Annotated in this window: 19 protein-coding genes and 2 riboswitches; of the genes, 18 read left to right on the forward strand and 1 reads right to left on the reverse strand. The window is 26.8% G+C overall.

Going from position 1 to position 19,596, the window contains the following annotated elements; translation table 11 throughout:
* The first annotated feature begins 13 nt into the window (after positions 1 to 13).
* Together ACRDDE_RS13430 and ACRDDE_RS13435 are read left to right on the forward strand one after the other, a co-directional pair.
* Positions 14 to 904, forward strand: a complete 891-nt coding sequence (locus ACRDDE_RS13430) for a flagellar motor switch protein FliM (protein ID WP_419741855.1) — start codon at positions 14 to 16, stop codon at positions 902 to 904.
* A gap of 36 nt (positions 905 to 940) precedes the next feature.
* Positions 941 to 2,059, forward strand: a complete 1,119-nt coding sequence (locus tag ACRDDE_RS13435; RefSeq protein WP_438628049.1) for a hypothetical protein — start codon at positions 941 to 943, stop codon at positions 2,057 to 2,059.
* 45 nt (positions 2,060 to 2,104) lie between these two features.
* Here ACRDDE_RS13435 and ACRDDE_RS13440 read toward each other — a convergent pair whose 3' ends face one another.
* Positions 2,105 to 2,290 (reverse strand): hypothetical protein, encoded by a 186-nt coding sequence (locus tag ACRDDE_RS13440; protein WP_114543864.1) that lies wholly within the window; start codon positions 2,288 to 2,290, stop codon positions 2,105 to 2,107.
* Between the two features lie 206 nt (positions 2,291 to 2,496).
* On the opposite strand from ACRDDE_RS13440, the gene ACRDDE_RS13445 reads away from it, so the two are divergent.
* The 16 genes from ACRDDE_RS13445 to ACRDDE_RS13520 all read left to right on the forward strand — a co-directional run bounded on the left by ACRDDE_RS13445 (position 2,497) and on the right by ACRDDE_RS13520 (position 19,591).
* On the forward strand, positions 2,497 to 2,817 hold the full coding sequence (locus tag ACRDDE_RS13445; protein ID WP_438628051.1) for a MazG-like family protein: 321 nt from the start codon (positions 2,497 to 2,499) through the stop codon (positions 2,815 to 2,817).
* 202 nt (positions 2,818 to 3,019) lie between these two features.
* On the forward strand, positions 3,020 to 3,925 hold the full coding sequence (gene murQ / locus ACRDDE_RS13450; RefSeq protein ID WP_438628053.1) for an N-acetylmuramic acid 6-phosphate etherase: 906 nt from the start codon (positions 3,020 to 3,022) through the stop codon (positions 3,923 to 3,925).
* Positions 3,926 to 3,946: 21 nt separating this feature from the next.
* Positions 3,947 to 5,308: a PTS transporter subunit EIIC gene (locus ACRDDE_RS13455; RefSeq protein WP_438628055.1), complete on the forward strand. Its 1,362-nt coding sequence runs from the start codon at positions 3,947 to 3,949 to the stop codon at positions 5,306 to 5,308.
* Positions 5,309 to 5,470: 162 nt separating this feature from the next.
* Complete coding sequence (locus ACRDDE_RS13460; RefSeq protein ID WP_438628057.1) at positions 5,471 to 6,544, forward strand: MupG family TIM beta-alpha barrel fold protein; 1,074 nt, start codon at positions 5,471 to 5,473, stop codon at positions 6,542 to 6,544.
* A gap of 3 nt (positions 6,545 to 6,547) precedes the next feature.
* On the forward strand, positions 6,548 to 7,393 hold the full coding sequence (locus ACRDDE_RS13465) for a MurR/RpiR family transcriptional regulator (protein ID WP_438628059.1): 846 nt from the start codon (positions 6,548 to 6,550) through the stop codon (positions 7,391 to 7,393).
* Between the two features lie 295 nt (positions 7,394 to 7,688).
* Positions 7,689 to 8,333, forward strand: a complete 645-nt coding sequence (locus tag ACRDDE_RS13470; RefSeq protein ID WP_438628061.1) for a hypothetical protein — start codon at positions 7,689 to 7,691, stop codon at positions 8,331 to 8,333.
* Positions 8,334 to 8,621: 288 nt separating this feature from the next.
* Entirely contained in the window at positions 8,622 to 9,314 is a 693-nt protein-coding gene (locus ACRDDE_RS13475) for a polyphosphate polymerase domain-containing protein (RefSeq protein WP_438628063.1), read from the forward strand.
* Positions 9,315 to 9,326: 12 nt separating this feature from the next.
* On the forward strand, positions 9,327 to 9,995 hold the full coding sequence (locus ACRDDE_RS13480; protein ID WP_438628065.1) for a DUF4956 domain-containing protein: 669 nt from the start codon (positions 9,327 to 9,329) through the stop codon (positions 9,993 to 9,995).
* A gap of 10 nt (positions 9,996 to 10,005) precedes the next feature.
* Positions 10,006 to 11,517, forward strand: a complete 1,512-nt coding sequence (locus ACRDDE_RS13485; RefSeq protein ID WP_438628067.1) for a CotH kinase family protein — start codon at positions 10,006 to 10,008, stop codon at positions 11,515 to 11,517.
* Positions 11,518 to 11,532: 15 nt separating this feature from the next.
* Entirely contained in the window at positions 11,533 to 13,599 is a 2,067-nt protein-coding gene (locus ACRDDE_RS13490; protein WP_438628069.1) for a hypothetical protein, read from the forward strand.
* A gap of 13 nt (positions 13,600 to 13,612) precedes the next feature.
* Positions 13,613 to 14,749: a HEAT repeat domain-containing protein gene (locus ACRDDE_RS13495; protein WP_438628071.1), complete on the forward strand. Its 1,137-nt coding sequence runs from the start codon at positions 13,613 to 13,615 to the stop codon at positions 14,747 to 14,749.
* Positions 14,743 to 16,152 (forward strand): glycosyltransferase family 2 protein, encoded by a 1,410-nt coding sequence (locus ACRDDE_RS13500; RefSeq protein WP_438628073.1) that lies wholly within the window; start codon positions 14,743 to 14,745, stop codon positions 16,150 to 16,152. Before ACRDDE_RS13495 ends, ACRDDE_RS13500 begins: the two co-directional genes overlap by 7 nt.
* 141 nt (positions 16,153 to 16,293) lie before the next feature.
* A riboswitch (cyclic di-GMP riboswitch) is annotated at positions 16,294 to 16,376 on the forward strand.
* A gap of 44 nt (positions 16,377 to 16,420) precedes the next feature.
* Positions 16,421 to 17,026: a response regulator transcription factor gene (locus ACRDDE_RS13505; RefSeq protein ID WP_438628075.1), complete on the forward strand. Its 606-nt coding sequence runs from the start codon at positions 16,421 to 16,423 to the stop codon at positions 17,024 to 17,026.
* Positions 17,027 to 17,256: 230 nt separating this feature from the next.
* Positions 17,257 to 17,862 (forward strand): response regulator transcription factor, encoded by a 606-nt coding sequence (locus ACRDDE_RS13510; protein ID WP_438628077.1) that lies wholly within the window; start codon positions 17,257 to 17,259, stop codon positions 17,860 to 17,862.
* Between the two features lie 126 nt (positions 17,863 to 17,988).
* Positions 17,989 to 18,073: riboswitch (cyclic di-GMP riboswitch) on the forward strand.
* A gap of 21 nt (positions 18,074 to 18,094) precedes the next feature.
* Positions 18,095 to 18,700, forward strand: a complete 606-nt coding sequence (locus ACRDDE_RS13515; RefSeq protein WP_438628079.1) for a response regulator transcription factor — start codon at positions 18,095 to 18,097, stop codon at positions 18,698 to 18,700.
* 120 nt (positions 18,701 to 18,820) lie between these two features.
* A complete protein-coding gene (locus tag ACRDDE_RS13520) occupies positions 18,821 to 19,591 on the forward strand; it encodes a LamB/YcsF family protein (protein ID WP_438628081.1) in 771 nt (256 codons plus the stop codon).
* Positions 19,592 to 19,596: the final 5 nt, after the last annotated feature.

Genomic DNA, 19,596 nt, shown 5'->3' on the forward strand with positions numbered 1-19,596 from the left:
GGAGGCATATAAAATGGAAATTACAATCAGAGATTATGATTTTAAAAAACCTCAAAGATATTCTGCTGATAATATGAGATTTTTATCACTTATAGCTGAAGACTTTTGCAAGTATATGAATTTAAATATAGCATATGATTTAAAACAGAAAAGCATAAATGCTAAACTTAAAAAAGTAAGGCAAACTAATTTTGAAGAATTTATGAAATCGATTGAATATGACTCGATAATAATAGAACATGACATATTACCCTTAGTAAAGGGACTTATATATCAAATGGATAAAACAGTAGCTCTTACACTTATAGATTTAATGTTAGGTGGAGATGGAAGCTTTAAAAATAAAAATAGAGAACTAACTGAAATTGATAAGCATCTAATTTTGAATATTGCTGAAACTTTTATAAAAAGGTTACACATAGTAGAAGGATGTAATAAACGGGAAGTTTCAAATATTTATACCAATATTGAATCCAGCAATAAGTTTTCAGTAAGTGAGTCTGTACTTATTGCACAAATGACTATGTATAATGGTACCGAAGAAATTGGAAAGATGCATTTTTGCAATCCTTATTGTTGTATGGAGCCAGTACTTGAACAATTAGAAACAAAAAAACTTCTAAAAACTAGAGATATAGAAGGTCAATATGAATTTACCAATGCTATATATCAAAACATTTGTAGTGTAAAGGCTGATATGACTGCAACATTAGGAAATACAAACATATCTGTAAGAGACCTTATTAATTTAAATGTAGGAGATGTTTTGAAACTAGACAATAAAGCGAATGGAGTTGCACTACTTAGCGTAAATGGATATAATGTTTATGAGTGTAAGCCAGGGCTTATAAAAAATAAAAAAGGACTTATTATAGTAGACACAATAGATAAACAACAACCATAGATAACAAAGTTCATTTGTAAAGGGTGAAAATTATATATGACAAAGATACTAAAAAGCAAATACAGTAGCAGTGGCGAACGATGTGTTGATGCATGTCTGAATTATGGTGAATTAAGGTTTGTAAACGAAGATGGATCACCTATGAGTATTGAAATACCTCTAGATAAATATGAAGAAGCTATAGCGGATTTTGAAGATAGAATAAAGGAAGGTATGACACATGCAACATTAGAGCCAAAAGAAATATTAAAAAGAGGAGCTTTTACATATAATCAAGCTAAAATTATAGCTAATGAAGGGAAAGTAAGAGGAGTAGAATTTTTTGAAATTGATGGAAGTGTAGAAACAGAACATATACTAGGTATGTCAGGATGTATAGAATATGCACTATCTATATGGAATGGAGATTCGAAAAATGAAGCGCTTATCAAATCTATTTTGAGAAGTATAAAAATTTATGGAGATAAATTTATTGAAAGTATAAACTTAGATAATACTGTGGATAAAAGTGAATACTGTAGATTTGCAAATAGTCTACACTCTACGAATAATTCACTTGATATAGATTTGTATAAATATAGAAACCATACAATAGAAGATGATTTTTATTTAGAAGATGAAAAAAATTATCAAAAAATTAACAATGTGAAATTAATATTAGGTGTTTTAGGAGGTACATTAGCCTTCTTTATATTGGCTCTTATTACTAATTTTGGAAAATTATTAAATAATTCTTATATATACATACTGCTAAACATAGTAGGAATAGGCGCAGGAGGATTTGTAACAGCTAGATTATCAAAATTAATACTTGATAAATATATAAAAAATACTAATCAAGAAGTTATGGAAATGTTTAACGAAGAAGTTGAAAGAGTTTCAAGAGATAATTTATTAACAGAAAAAGAAATTTACATAATCTTAAAAAATATCACCAAAGGGGAATTTTCAAAACTACTTTTAGATATGAAAGGTAGTGTAAATAAGAAAATTTCTAGTGTTAATATAGTTAATAAGGAAAGTAAATTTATATTAGATGCAAGAAGATATGTAATATTACCAAGTGAATATGAAATAAAGCAAGCATTAGACTCACTAGTAAATGGATATAAATCAAAGTTAGATAATGATTATAATGTAGAAAATGTAAAATAATATGAAAAAAAGAGCTATATAATATAGCTCTTTTTTATTTAAGTTTTAACTTTCAAGTCCTTTTTTCATTGGAGAGAATACTAACCCTGAAAATATAAGTCCACATAATGCACAACCTATATAAAGTACAGGAGTTAATACAGGTTTATCTAGCAAATTTCCAGATATACCACAGATTAGTCCTAATAACAAGAACATAACCATATTATAACTTCTTCTCAACCGATCCATTGCTGATTACAACCCCCTTTAAATTTACGAAAATCGTAGGAAGTAAAAACACGAGGTAGTCAATTGAATTCTCAATTAGCTACATATATATATATTAACACAAATTTAATACTAAACCAATAAAACTAGGTACTTTACTGATTTTGTTAATAAGATTTAACATTAAAATTTTATCAAATATGTAATTAAAGAAAAGAGGTATAAAAATGAATAACAACACATTAGTCAATTTTGAAGAAATTCAAAAACTAACAGAAATAGATAAAAAAACAATAGAACAAAGGGCTTTAAAATTAACAGAAGAAACAGGAGAAGTAGCACAAGCTATACTTAGTAATATAAATGCATGTGGATGTGGATATAAAAATAAATCAAAGCATGATATAACTGAAGAATGTTTAGATGTTATTATAGTTGCAAGTTCAATAATAAGTCAAAATTATGAAAATGAAGTAGATATTGAACTTATAAAAGAAATATACAATAAAAAGTTAGAAAAATGGAAAGAAAAGTGCAGTCAAAAGTAAAAGTTAACTCATAAATAATGAGTTAACTTTTTTTAATCTTAAGGAAATTATGTCCATTAAAAATGTTTGAAGAAAATATAACGCTTAGCTATATATAAAATAATATTTCTTTTTAAATAAAATATATTGAAATGATATTTCAAACATGGTATTATGAAATTACAAATAAGAAAACGAATTCACAAAATATGGAGGTCAAAAAATGGATAAATTAAACTTAGCGAAATTAACAACAGAAAGTAGAAATCAAAATACATTAAATATAGATAAAGTATCGACTTTAGAAATGGTTAAGATGATAAATGAAGAAGATAAAAAGGTAGCAAATGCGATAGAAAAAGAATTACCTCAAATAGCAAAAGCTATAGATGGAATAGTAGAGAGAATGCAAAAAGGTGGAAGATTAATATATATAGGTGCAGGAACTTCTGGAAGGTTAGGAATACTAGATGCATCAGAATGCCCTCCAACATATGGAGTATCAGAAGAATTAGTTCAAGGATTAATTGCAGGAGGTCAAGAGGCTATATTTAGAGCTAAAGAAGGTGCTGAAGATTCTAAAGAATTAGCTGTATTAGATTTAAAGGACAAGGATTTAAATGAAAATGATATAGTGGTAGGTATTGCGGCATCAGGAAGAACACCATATGTAATAGGAGGATTAGAGTATGCAAATAAAGTAGGAGCCCTAACGGTATCAGTTACATGTAATGCAGACTCACTAGTAGCAAAAGAAGCTAAAATAGCAATATCTCCAGTTGTTGGACCAGAAGTTGTAACAGGGTCTACAAGATTAAAGTCAGGGACAGCACAAAAGTTAGTATTAAATATGCTATCAACAGGTAGCATGATAAAAATGGGAAAAGTATATGGAAACTTAATGGTAGATGTAAAAGCAACAAATGAAAAATTAGTTGAAAGATCTAAAAAAATAGTGTGTGAAGCGACAGGAGTAAGTTTTAAAGAAGCAGAAACTATTTTAACTGAAACTGATTTTGATGTAAAGCTATCTATATTTATGATCTTGTCAAACTTAGAAAAAGAAGAAGCTAAAGTAATATTAGTAAAGAATAATGGATATATAGCAAAAGCTCTTAAAAATATATAAAAATAGATAGGAGGAATTGTAATGACAAACCAAGAAATAGCAAAAAAGTTAGTTGATTTAGTTGGTGGAAAAGAAAATATTAAAAGTGTACAAAACTGTATGACACGTTGTAGACTTGAACTTTTAGATTATTCAAAAGTTCAAATGGAAGAATTGAAAAAGTCAGAAGGTGCATTAGGAGTAGTTCAAGCAGAGGGACAATTACAAATTATTTATGGACCAGGTAAAGTAAATAAAGTAACTGAAGAAGTAAATAAGATAGTTGGTGAAAAAGTATTACTAGGTGATGATGCAATAAAAGAAACAAAAGATAAACTAAAGGAAAAAAATAATACAAAATTCAAAAATGCACTTAAAAAAGTTGGAAATATATTCATACCTTTAATACCACTATTTGTAGCATGTGGATTGGTTTTAGCAGTTAATAATATTGCAGGTGTATATTTTGGAGAAGCATACACAAGTACAACTGCAGCTAAGATAATAGGATTAATAGGAAACGGAGTTTTCTCAGTTTTATCTATATTAGTTGGATTAAATGCAGCAAAAGAATTTGGATCACAAATGCCTATGATGGGTGGAGTACTTGGCGGAATTTTATCATCTCCAGTACTTGCTGATATAAATTTATTTGGAATGACATTAACACCAGGTAGAGGTGGAATAATATCGGTAATACTAGTTGCACTATTAGCAGTTTATATTGAAAAAGGATGCAAAAAAGTAGTACCAGATGTGCTAGATTTATTTATAACACCGCTATTAACACTAACAGTTTCAGTTTTAGTTGCATTATTAGTATTACAGCCAGTAGGTGGATTTATATCTGATTCAATAGGTTTAGTAGTAGCAAATACTGTAGCATCAGGAAATATGTTAGTTTCTGTTATATCAGGAGCAGTGTCAGGAGCGTTATTCTTACCATTAGTTATGACTGGAATGCATCAAGCATTAACGCCTATACATGCAGATTTAATAGCAAGTACAGGTTCAACAGTTTTACTTCCAATACTTGCAACAGCAGGTATGGCTCAAGTTGGGGCTACAATAGCAGTTTTTAAAAAGACTAAAAATAAAAGATTAAAAGAAACAGCAAAAAATGGATTAGTACCAGGATTTTTAGGTATAGGAGAGCCTTTAATATATGGAGTAACATTACCTCTTGGAAAACCTTTCTTAGGAGCTTGCTTAGGAGCTGGAATAGGTGGAGCAGTAATGGCATTTTTCAAAGTTGGAGCAGTTGCAATGGGAGTATCAGGATTACCACTTGCACTATTAATAGCTGATGGGAAAATGTTTGTCTTCTTAATTGGAGTGGTAGCATCATATGCAGGTGGATACTTCTTTACAGAATTATTAGGGTTTGAAGATCCAGTAGAATAAAAAGTAGTAAAGGACTGACCTAAGGTTTGGGCGCTCCAGATATAATACTAAGTTATGCTCCCAAAGCTTAAAAGATGCTTTGAAGGTCGCTACAAATTAGTATTATATCTTGACCCAGCAAATAAGGGCAGTCCGTTTTTATATGATGAGGAGGAAGTATTTATGAGTTTAGGATTTTCAGTTTATTTTGGATTAGATAACACAAAAGATGAGAATATACAATTATTAAGAGATGCTAAGGAGTTAGGATTTACTAGGATTTTCACATCACTCCATATTCCAGAAGCTAATTATGATATTTTAAAAGTTGAAGTGAGAGAGTTTTTTAAATTAGCAAAGCAATATGATATGGATATAATTAGTGATATATCTCCTAATACTTTTAAATTTTTAGATTTGGATAACATGGATTTAAAAGGGTTAAGAGATATGGGAGTAAAAACTATAAGAATTGACTTTGGATATACAGAAGAAGAGATATCCACTATGAGTAAAAATGATTATGGGATACAAATACAATTAAATGCTTCTACAATAACAGAATCATTTTTTAAAAATTTAGATAAATTTTCTCCAAATTATGAAAATATAGATGCACTTCACAATTTTTACCCAAGAATCGGAACGGGGATATCTGAGGAATGCATGTTAGAAAAAAATAAAATTTTAAATGACAGAGGAATAAAGATATGTTCATTCGTTCAGTCTAATAACAGAAAAAGAAGTCCATTAAAAGATGGATTACCAACATTAGAAGATCATAGAAATAAAGATGTAAGGCAAGCTGCAAATCATTTGTTTGCAATAGGAAATCAATCAGTTTTTATAGGTGATTCACTTCCAAGCAAAAAAGAGTTAAATGATTTAGCAAATCTTTTTACTGAAGGAGTAGAATTAAGAATAAAAGTAGATACTAAAGATAAGGTTTCTTTAACATTATTAGAAGAAATATATAGTTCACGAACTGATGGAGCAAGAGATGCTATAAGAGCTAGTGAAAGTAGGTTAATATTAAATGGGAATAATATAAAACCTGAAAATACAGTAGATAAAAATTATGGAGACATAACTATAGACAATGAAGGATATAAGAGGTATATGGGAGAGCTTCAAATTTTAACTACAAATCAAGCTTACGATGCTAGAATAAATAAAGTAGCATCAGTTTTACAAGATGACTTTTATCTATTAAAATATATAAAGGATGGTAAAAAGTTTTATTTTAGAAAGGTTTAAGTTATGAATATTTTAGAGTATATAAAACAAAATTATGAAGATTTTACAGATAGCGAGAAGCTTATAGCTGACTATTTACTTTCTAATAATGAAAGTATAATTAATTTATCAGCTAAAGAAATAGGGGAAATAACAAATACTTCAGCAGCTACATTGATTAGATTTTCAAAAAAGTTAGGTTTTGAAAGTTTAAATGAAATGAAGTTAAAGTTATCTATGAGTTTAAGAGATAGAAAAGAAAAAGCTGATTTTGAGTATATAAACAAAAAGCTTGAGACAACAGATATTATATATGGGATAAAAAAATCAATTGATAAAGTTATGGATAAAACGGTGAATTTAATACAAGAGAAAGATTTAGAAAAAGCAATAGATTTGCTTTCTAAAGCAAAGAATATATACATCTATAGCGTTGGCGTTTCAGGGTTAGTAGGACAAGATTTTTATTATAAATTAAGTAGAATAAATAAAAGATGTATAGCACATGTTGACACTCACTTACAAATTACTTCATCTATTTTAATGGAACCTGAAGATGTAGCAGTTGCAATATCATATTCAGGAACAACAAAAGAAGTAATAAAGTGTGTAGAAAATGCAAATAAAAATAATGTTCCAGTAATAAGCATAACAAAGGCAAGTATAAGTAATAAATTAGAAGATTTATCTGATATAACGTTAAAGGTTCCTTATGTAGAAAAATCTTTAAGAGAAGGAGCTATGAGTTCAAGAATATCTCAACTTGCGATAATAGATATGCTATTTATAGGTATGGCTAAAGAAAATATTGAAGAAATAGAAAATAAATTAGTAGCAACAAGAGAAGCAGTAAAAGATTTAAAGTTATAAGTAAAGATAGGGATATAGTTGTATTTTGCTACACAAGCAAAATACAACTATATCCCTATGCTTAGTGTAAGAAGGAGTAGAAGAAGGGTGTATGTAGTTGATAAACACTTAAAAGGCAGAGGCTTTAGTGTGAAGAATCAACTATCTACACCCTTTCGTACAATACAAAGTAAATCCACAAATTATGAGAAACTAGTGAAAAATATGAAAGAATTTAACTAAAGGAAAACTATCGAATTTAAGTGAATAGATAATATAAAACAAATAGAATAATATTAAGCAAAGGAGTTAACAAATGAATAAAGAAGGAAAAGTTGTAGTAGCTTCAACAATTTTAACAACTGCACTAGTTTCAGGATTTACTTTATCACAAGCTCCAATTCTTGCAAATGAAGAATATAAAAGGATAGAGCAGCAAGAAGTAGCCTTAAAAAATATTGAAGATAAGACTAATAAACAAGAAAATCAAAAAGAGGAAATTATTAAAGAAGATGAAACTACGGTCAAATCTAATGAAAATGAAAAAAAATATAAAAAAGATTATTACACCAATAAAAATTCAAATCAGCAGATATCAATAAATTCTCAGTATAAACATACAAATGAACAACAAAATCAAGTAAAGCCGGAAAAACCAACAACACCTGAAAAGCCAGTAGAACCTCCAGTAAAACCTGATGAACCAACAGCACCTGAAAAACCAGTAGAACCTTCAGTAAAACCTGATGAGCCAACAGCACCTGAAAAGCCAGTAGAACCTCCAGTAAAACCTGATGAACCAACAGCACCTGAAAAGCCAGTAGAACCTCCAGTAAAACCTGATGAATCAACAGCACCTGAAAAGCCAGTAGAACTTCCAGTTAAACCAGAAGAGCCAACAGATAAAGAAAATCAAAATAGTAATTTAGACGAAGAAGTAAGTCAAAATATTTTTAATTAATAATATTAATAAAAAATGAATTTATTAATTAAATTTTAATATACAAATTAAAATAACTTAATTTTGATAAATCTAATTAACAGGTTATATCAAAATTAAGTTATTTTTAATTAAAATTAATGCAGAGTGGGTATATCAATTAAGTAAAGATATATAATACTCGGTTAGCATAATAGATAAATACCATTTTTAAACATTGAATATGATGTCAAAAAAGATAATAAAATATCTCATTGTGCTAGAATATAAAATATATTAATCAAAAAATTTACATAAGGAGTATGAAAATTGATAGTAAATAGAAGAGAACTTAAATATCCAATAGGTGAAATGGATTATTACAAAGTGAATGAGCTTTTTAAGGAGGTATTAACGCCTGATCCAAACAATAAAAGTTATGGATATCGTATACGAAGTTTATACTTTGATAGTTTAAACAATGATGATTATTATGCAAAAGTAAATGGAGAAGAAATAAGAAAGAAAATAAGGTTGAGGGTATATGACACTAACACAGATAAAGTTAAACTTGAAATAAAGCGAAAGATTAATGTAAGTCAAAGAAAAGAAACAACTACTATAAGTAGAGAAGATGCAATTGCTCTTATAAATAAAGACTATAGTGTACTTTTAAAGTATGAAAATAACACATCTAAATCTGCGTACAATATAATGACTATAGGACAATATAGACCAGTAGTACTTGTAGATTATAATAGAAGGGCTTATATACATAATGAAAATAATATACGAGTTACATTAGATAGTGATATAAAATCTAATGAATTTAATTTTGATATGTTCAATGAAGATATATTAATGACACCTATTGTAGATTATTACAATGCGGTTTTAGAAGTGAAATTTGATGGAGAATTATTTTGCTGGATATCTCAAGCTTTAGCTGGATTAGATACAACAAACAGATCTCTTAGTAAGTATTGTAGTTCAAGACAGTTTTTTGAAAATTATATATTATAAGGATGTGGTAGAATGAAGGAAACATTATACAAATACGTAACAAACCAAAGTGGAACTATAACAGCTTTTGGAGCATTGGAAACAATGTGTATAGCACTATTATTATCCATGGTAGTATTTTGGACATATAAAATAACATTTAGTGGAGTTATGTACAATAGAAAATTTAATGTATCTTTAGTAATGCTTACTTTAGTTACAACTATGGTAATGATAGTTATTGGTAGTGATATAGCCCTATCTCTAGGAATGGTAGGTGCATTATCTATAGTTCGTTTTAGAACAGCAATAAAAGATCCAAGAGATACTGGATATATATTTTGGTGCATAGCGATAGGTCTTAGTGTAGGTAGCTCAAATTATATGGTAGCAATTATAGGGTCATTATTCTTATTTGCGGTCTTATCTATGTTTAGCTTTAGTGGATTTGGAAAAGAAGACAGATACATATTAATAATAAGAGGTTTAAGAGAAAAAGAAGAAGAAATTATGAGATGTGTATTTAACTCATTTAAAGGTAGTCAATTAAGAGCCAAAAATTCAGTAGGAGATAATATAGAAATAATATATCAGATAAAAATTAAAAATAATGAAGATAAAAATATTATAAGCAGTCTATATAGTATAGAAGGGGTTAGCACTGTAAATATAGTTGCTCAAAATGGAGAGACAATAGGTTAGGGGATATATTATGAAAAAAGATATATTTAAAAGCTTTGTAGCAATTACTTTTTTATTTGTAACATTATTAATAGTATCAAATCTAAGTAATATAAAAGAATTATCAAAGAAAGAATTCGAAAAAGCTAAACAAAAAAACTTCAAAACATATCAACAAGAAAGTAAAATAAGCAAAGACTACAACTTACCTATAGTTTTGATTGATACAGATGGAAACACTATCAAAAGAGAAGATAAAACTGTTGGAGAAATTCAAATTTATGATAATAAATCAGGATTAAATAGATTAAGTGATACGCCGAACCTAACAAGTAGAGTGAGTTTTAAAATAAGAGGAAATAGTACTAGTAAATATCCTAAAAAACAATACATAATAAAACTTATGGATAAAAAAGGTGGGGAGAAAGAAAAAAGTTTACTAGGAATGCCAAAGGATTCTGAATGGGTGTTAAACGCACCTTTTGCGGATAAATCTTTAATGAGAAACTATATAGCATTAAAAACATCTAGCAAAATAATGGGATATGCTCCTAGAGTAAAATTTTGTGAAGTGTTTTTGGTAGATAATAAAAGTCTTAATATAGATGACTCTAATTATCAAGGGGTTTATATGATGATTGAAAAAATTAACAGAGGAGAAGACAGAGTAGATATAACTAAAACTATAGAGGGTAGAAATGATAGCAGTTTTATATTAGCTAAAAATAGACAAAAAGAAGGGGATATAGAAGTTGATAGTTATGGAAAAGAAATTTCATTATATAATAATGGATTAAATATTGAATATCCAAAAAAAGATTTAACACCCGGGAAATACAGATATATACAAAAGTATGTAAGTGAGTTTGAAAGAATGCTTTACTCTGATAAATTCAATGATCCAGAGGTGGGATATAAAAAATATATTGATGATGATTCTTTTGTTGATTTTTATATAATTAATGAATTTTTCAAAAACACTGATGCAGGAATTTATAGTACATATATGTATAAGGACTACAATGGAAAAATGAAGTCTGGTCCAGTTTGGGATTTTAATCAATCATTAGGAAATCACACTGAAGATATAGGACAACCATATGACTACAAAGGATTTTTTATGAATCAAAGGCCGTGGTTTGATAGATTAATTGAAGATAAATTATTTGCCGATAAAGTTGTAAATAGATATAAGGAACTGAGAAAAACTTATTTAAGTGATGAATATTTGATAGGAGAAATAGATAAAACTCAAGAAAAATTAGGTAAATCAATTGATAGAAATTTTAATAAATGGCCAATTAAACTATGTAATCAAGCAGAGGTATTTGAGGAAAATAGCTCTGATTTATTCGATGATTCTAATATAAAAACGCCACAAGAATATATTGAGTTTTTAGATAAGCACTCTCATTTATTAAAATCCACAGAAGGCAAATCTAAATCATATGAAGAAGAGTTAAACTTAATGAAAAATTTTATAGAAAATAGAGGTAAATGGATGGATCAAAATATAAACATCTTAAGTAAGTGGGCAATTTAATAGGAGTGAAATTAGATGAAGAAGTTTTTAACTATTTGTATATTAATATTTTTAATAGGTATAGTTGCATTTGGAAGCTTTATATCGAATGATGTTTTTGTAAAAAATAAAACTTACTTTGCAAAAACTAAAGGAAAAGATATTTATATAGCTAAGGATGATAAATGGGAAAATTTAAAAATTATAGGCGTAGATTTAAATTCTACTAAACCTGGGGTATTTCCAAGTGAAAATATGATAAGTGAAGAAGAATATTTAAGATGGATAAGTTATATTTATGATATGGGGGCGAACTGTATAAAAGTTTCGCATACAATGGATGCTAGTTTTTATGATGCACTATATAAATTTAATAAAGATAAAAAAAATCCTATATACTTAATGCAAGGAATTTACTTTGATGAAAAATTACTTAAAAATGGTAAAGACCCAGAAGGAAAAACAGCATCTGAAGCATTTAAAAATAATATTAAAATTGCAATAGATTCTGTCCATGGTAATTTAAATAACTTAAAAAAATCAGATGTATTTCAAAAATATAAAACAGATGTATCAAAATATGTTATCGGATATAGCTTAGGAATTGAATTTGCAAAGCATGACTTAATATATGCAGATATTATGAATGAAAAATCTCCATACAATGGTAAATATATGTATACAAATAAAGATGCATCTTCATTTGAATCATACCTAGCTAAAATGGGTAATTATTTAACTAAATATGAGTTTGAAAAATATAAGAAACAAAGCTTAATAAGTTTCATAGGTACATCACCATCTAACCTAGTTAATAATAAATCTAGCAAAGATAAAAAGGAAATAAAAAACTTTGTAGATGTTAGCGATATAAAAAGAACAAGATCATTAAAAACAGGTATAGTTGCTAGTTACAATATATATCCATCTTTTACTGATTTAAAAGAATATCAGGACAATATGGATGAATACTTTAAAAAGATTAATGATCATTACAAAATACCGGTTATAATAGGAGAAATGGGTGTCCCATCAAGTAGGGCAGGAGGAGATTTTAATAAAGATTTTAATAAAGGCTATATTAATGAACAGGAACAGGGGAAAGCTCTAGTTAGCGCATATAGAGCTATAAAAAAATCAGGAATTTCAGGATGCTTTATATTTGAGTTTCAAGATAGTTGGGCATCATCATCATGGAATACTAAAGATAGTAAAATATTAGATAGATCGGCATATTGGAGTGATACACAAACATATAGCCAAAGTTTTGGACTTATGGACTTTGAGCCAGGAAAAGTAAATGAAACTCCATATCCAGATGATAGCTTAAGTGATTGGAAAAAAAGTGATATTTTAAATCAAAATGATAATTTAAGTTTATATGCAAAAAGTGATGAGAAGTATTTATACTTAATGGTTAAGTCGCAAAAAATTTTAAATTTAAAGAAAGAAGGATTATATATAGACTTGGATGTAACGCCTAAGTCAGGGTCAAATAAAAGTACTCAGTATAATCTAAACTTTGATAAACCTGTAGATTTTATAATTAGTATAAATGATAATGAAAATTCGATGGTATCAGTACATGAATACTATAATAGATTTAACTTTTATGAAAACAAAACACTTTATGAACAACGACCAGATTTAATAAGAAATACACCTGATATAGACTATTTCTCACCTATTTATATGGATATAAGACCTAAGATGTATGTTAAATCATTAAACGAGACATTAGATAAAATAAGTTATGAGACTGGTAAATTAACTAAAGGTAATGGAAACCCTAATAGCAAAAATTATAACTCAGCTGCAGATTATTATATAGGAGACAATTATGTAGAGGTGCGTATACCATGGGGGCTTATAAACTTTATGGACCCGTCAACAAAACAAATTCAAGATGATTTTTACAAAGAATTTAAGACTAAGCCCTTAAGAATAGATGATATAAATATAGGAGCCACTGTAAAAGAAGAAGATAAGACTATAAATCGATTAAATAGCAAAGCTTACAATTTAAATGGATGGAACGTACCTGAGTATAATGAGCGTTTAAAACAATCTTATTATATAGTTAAAGATGAGCTAAAAAAGTAAAGAGGAAAATTTTATGAAAAATATAGTTGATATATATTTAGTACTGAGCTTTTTTATTTATATAATAGCTTGTGCTGTTATTTATATGATAGCAAAAGATATTTTAAACTTTAGATTTTTAAAAAAAGTAAAAATCATAAAGCCAGAGTTTGAAGCTGAAATTTTAAAACAATTGAGTTGTGTAAAAAATGGAAATGAGATATCTAAAATGGATATATCATATATTATAGAAAAATTAAAATATAAAACTTATATTAAGGTTTTTAATAATACCATAGAAGTTTTTAATAAAGATATAAATAATCATAAATATACAAAAATTTATATGGAGAATTTCGAAGATACAGTAAATAGATATGTTTTAAAGCATAAATTAAAGGATAATACGTTAAAAACATATATGGCTATCAATCTAGGAGAATACAAGCTGAGTAACTACGAAATAAGTGAGTTTTTACTTAGTTGTATAAATACTAAGTCTATATATTTGAGGATAGCAGCATTAGAATCAATATCGAAAATAGGAAATATAAATACATTGAAAAGTGCTATTGAATATGTATCTAAAGAAGAAAAATATATAAATAATAAAGTTTTCACAGATATAATAAATCAATTCGGAGGAGACAAAAGTGAATTAGATAAATATTTGATAAATGATTTTAAAGAGTTCAATGAAAGCCTCCAAAAAGTAATTGTTGAACATTTTAAAAATAATAAAATTAAATTTGTAAGAGAAGAACTATTAAAGATATTAAAAGATAATATAAGCAAAGAAATTAATATAAGTATAGTAAAATATTTCACTATTATAAAGTATGATGAATGTAAGGATATAATCATTGAATTGTTAAATAATGGGGATTGGGAATACAGAGCTGTATGTGCAATTGCTTTAAAAAATTATAAGTGTAAACGTAGTGAAAAAGCACTTTTAAAAAGTATAAATGATAAAAATTGGTATGTTAGATATAACTCTGCAATAAGCATATTAAAATTTGATGATAAAGATTTAATAAATTATATATTAGAAGATGATGATAAGTATGCAAAAGATATACTTTTTTATGCAATATTTATGGATAACAAGATATCATATGAAGAGTATTTAGAAAAATTAGAGGAGATAGAGGTAGAATATAAATGTTAAGATTATTCGTAGATTATTTAAATACGTTCTTTTTATATTATATGCTTATTTACGCTATAGTGTTTTTTATATCTACTATATTTGCTATTTTAAATTTAAATGAAGATAAGCGTAATAAAATGTATTTAAATGAACTTTCACTGAAAAGCACAGATAACTATGTACCTGTTTCTATATTAGTTCCAGCATATAATGAGGAAGAAACAATTTGTGATTGTGTTGAATCATTATCGTATGTAGATTATCCAGAATATGAAATTGTAGTTATAGATGATGGGTCAAATGATGATACTTCTAATAAATTAATAAATAAATTTGAATTAAAAAAAGTTCCAAGGCCTATAAGAAGACTGGTTAAATGTAAGAATGAACAATTTATATATGAAGGTTATGTTAAAGACGGAGTGAAGTTGACATTAGTTAAAAAAGAAAATGGAGGAAAAGCAGATGCATTAAATATGGGAATAAATGTATCTAAATATCCATTGTTTGTTTCCTTAGATGCAGATTCAATTTTACAACGCGATTCTATTAGTAATATAGTTATGCCATTTATGGAAGATGATACAACTATAGCTGTAGGAGGAAGTATAAAAGTAGCAAATCAAGTTGTTTTGGATAAAGGGAAAGTTATTAAAGTAATGCCACCTAAAAAGATTCTTACAATATTTCAAACAATAGAATATTATAGAGTATTTTTAACAACAAGAGTGTGGTTCAATAGTTTTAATGGAAATTTAATAATATCAGGAGCCTTTGGACTGTTTAAAAAAAATGCAGTTTTAAATGTAGGGGGATATGACACAGATACCGTCGGCGAAGATATGGATCTTGTAGTAAAACTTCATTCTTTTTATAGAAAAAATAAGATTAAATATAAAATTAAATATGAATATAAAGCTATATGTTGGTCACAAGTTCCGGAGAAACTTAAGGATTTAAAAGGACAAAGAAGAAGATGGCACATAGGATTAATTACTAGCTTAAATAGTCATAGGTATATATTTTTAAATCCTAAATACGGATTAGTAGGTATTTTTTCTTTTCTTTACTTTGTTGTGTATGAAATGTTTTCATGTATAATTGATGTTTTTGGTTTAATTATAATTTTAATATCGTATTTTAGTGGATTACTGAATTTGAAATTTTTAATTACTTTTTTATTTATATATATTTTTTATAGTGTAATAATTTCTTTGACAGCTATAATACTTGAAAACTATATGTTTAAATATATTTTAAAGTTATCCAGTTTATTAAAGTTAATGTTATTTGCATTTCTTGAAAGTTTTGGGTATAGACAACTATGCTCATGGTATAGGATAACAGGGTTTATTGGATATAGAAAAAGAAAATACCAATGGAATAAAATAAGTAGAAAAAAACAAAATAAAATTAAATAAAATAACAGAGAAATTACTAGAGTATACATCTATTAACAAATAATATTTTTTATTTGTATCACAAAATTTGTAGTAAAATGACGAAGGGAAATTATAGTATACAAAAGTGTACTATGGTAGAATTAGTTAGATTAATATATAAGGTAGGAAGAGGTGTTGAAGTATACTCTTTATATGGGCGCTTTGAGTATATGGAACTAGTAGCGCAACCGGCTTTTCTAATTTGCAATTTTAAATATTGTTTAAAAGAAAAGGAGGGAAATATATTATGGCAAACCTAGTTATATCAATGTCATTTATAACTAGAGAATCTTTAGAGCGTGTATTTAAAGAAATTTTAAGTATGGATAATATAATATTAAAAGAAAGATTATCTGATTTGACTAAAGAAGAATTATTAAATTCAGAATTGATATTTATAGAAATAGAAGATAAGACAGAAATTGATTTAGAATTAATAAGGTATATAAAGTTACATTCAAAGGACACGAAGATCATTGTTTTAGATAGAAATAAAAGTGAATTCATATTTACCAAATTAGTTCAAAGCAATGTAGATGGATATATAGTTAATATAAAGGACAAAAATGAATTTATATATAATATAGAAAAAATATTAAGAGGCAAAAAAGTATTTGAATCAGATTTAATTGAAAACATAGTTCAAAATAAATATATAATTAATATGGATCTACTCACAAAAAGAGAACATGAAGTATTAAAAGAAATTGCAAAGGGAATTAATAATAAAGAAATTGCTAATAATCTTTATATAACTGAGTATACAGTTAAAAAGCATGTAAGTAATATTTTTTGTAAGCTAGGGTTTAAAAATAGACAAGAAGCTATAATTTCAATGTTAAATATATCATAATTAGATGTTTCAAAATTTAAATTTGAAACATCTTTTTTTATTTTAAACTTATACAATTTAGTAGCGTATATATTAATATTTAAACTTTTATATAACACTTTTAGGTAATACTATAACACTTAAAGATGACAGTATATACTTAAAATTAATAATATATTTTTTAATTTTAATAATTTAATATATTATTAGGTTACTTTTATTGTTATAGATTCATTTTAGGGGGGAAAAAAATGAAGTTTTTGATAGTTTCAGAATGCTTTTTATTTAGAAATTCACTTACTCATTTATTTAAGAATGTTTTTGATGATGTAAATATAAAATCCTTATCAAATTTAAATGACATAAGTATAGAAGATATAATTAATAGTGAATTGTTATTTTTAGATTCAAATAGTCAGCAGGGTTATATTACAAAGGCAGTAAAAGAAATTAAGGAATTTAAAGATATAAAAATAATAATATTGGATACAAAAAAAGATAAAAGCTTGTTTTTAGATTTACTTAAAGTTGGAATTGATGGATATGTATTAGATATATCAGATGAAGATGATTTCAAATATATAGTAAAAAAGATAATTAATGGGAAGAAGTTTTTTGATTCAGATTTATTGGGAAATTCTAAGAATGAATATTTATCTAATTTTGAAAATCTAACAAAAAAAGAAGAGCAAGTAATGAAATTCTTAGTTAAAGGATTAAGCAATAAAAACATAGCAAAAGAAGTAGATGTAACTGAATATACAATAAAAAAACATGTTAGTAGTATTTTATCTAAGTTAAATTTGAAAAATAGACAAGATATAATGATTTATGCAATTGAACAAGGGAAAATGTAGAAAAATGAAACTTGTATTACACTTTAGTACCATTACAAATACAACTATTTTATGATTACGTATACTTAATATAGATATATACTATAAGTATGATTACTAAACGAAAGTAGTAATTTTGAGTAGTTTAAGTGGTTTAGATGCTAAGAGGTATATTTTGTATTTGGGCACTTTGAAATATACTGAGCTAGTAGTGCAACCGGCTAAATAGCTTGATATTTTATGGGGGGAAAATATGCAAGTTATAGTTATTTCTGAGTCATTAATAATAAGAAAAGGTATAGTACAAATTTTATCAGAAGAAAGTTGTGTAAGTGAAGTTATAGAAAGTCATTTATATTCAGATATACATAAAAAAAATTATGATTTGATTATTATAGATTTAAAAAAGACAAATGAAGGATGTATGAATGATTTAAAAAATATAAAATTGACTACAAATACAAAGGTGATGATATTAGATTTTTACGAAGATAGAAGTTTATTTGCAAAATCTATGAAAATAGGTATAGACGGATATATACTGGCAAACATAGATTCAGAAGATATAGGATATGCTGTAAAACAAATATCTAAGGGTAAAAAATATTATGATTCTGATTTAATTGAAACATATATCTCTAGAGGTGAAAATGAAGGTATAGAAACACTTACAAAAAGAGAACAAGAAATATTAGTTTGTATAGCAAAAGGAAAAACAAATATTGAAATTTCAAAAGAATTGTATATAACAGAACACACGGTAAAAAAACATACTAGTAATATATTTTCAAAATTAAATTTAAAAGATAGAATGCAAGCAGCTATATATGCGTACAATAGAGGAATTGTTTCTTTGTAAAAATATGAATAAAAAAATAATGGTATGACTTAATTTAAGTCATACCATTATTTTTTTATTCATAAAATTTAAGTAGGACAATAAATAAAAACTTAAAATGTCTATAGGGGGGAATAGAACTTGTATAAAGTAGATTTAAATAGTGATTTAGGAGAGAGTTTTGGTTGTTATAAACTAGGTATGGATGATGAGGTTTTAAAGCATATAAGCTCAGCAAATATAGCTTGTGGGTTTCATGCAGGTGACCCAATTCATATGGATAAAACTGTAAAATTAGCACTGGAAAATAATGTGCAAATAGGTGCTCATCCAGGATTTATGGATATTATAGGGTTTGGAAGAAGAGAAATGAAAATTAGTAAAGATGAAGTTAAGGCTTATGTAAAATATCAATTAGGCGCTCTTAATTCTTTTGCTACTTCAAATGGAGAAAATATACAACATGTAAAAGCTCATGGCGCTCTTTATAATATGGCTGCAAAAGACTACGAGTTATCTTTAGCTATAGCGCAAGCGGTATATGAAGTTGATAAAAATATAATTCTTCTTGGACTTGCAAATAGCTCAATTATAGATGCTGGAAAAGATGTTGGGTTGAGGGTTGCAAATGAAGTATTTGCAGATAGAGCATACAATAGTGATGGCACATTAGTATCAAGAAATTTTGAAGGATCTATTATACATGACACAAATATAGCAATAAAAAGAGTTATAAAAATGGTAAAAGAAAATAAAGTAGAGGATATAAATGGAAAAGACATAGATATCAAAGCGGATTCTATATGTGTACATGGAGACAACCCTAAAGCTATAGAATTTGTAAAAAGTATAAGATCAGAGCTTATAAAGGAAGGCATAAATATATGTTGCATAAGTGAAGTTATTAAATAATTGGA

Source organism: Paraclostridium sp., from assembly GCF_051656405.1.
In the GTDB taxonomy this organism is placed as follows: Bacteria; Bacillota; Clostridia; order Peptostreptococcales; family Peptostreptococcaceae; genus Paraclostridium.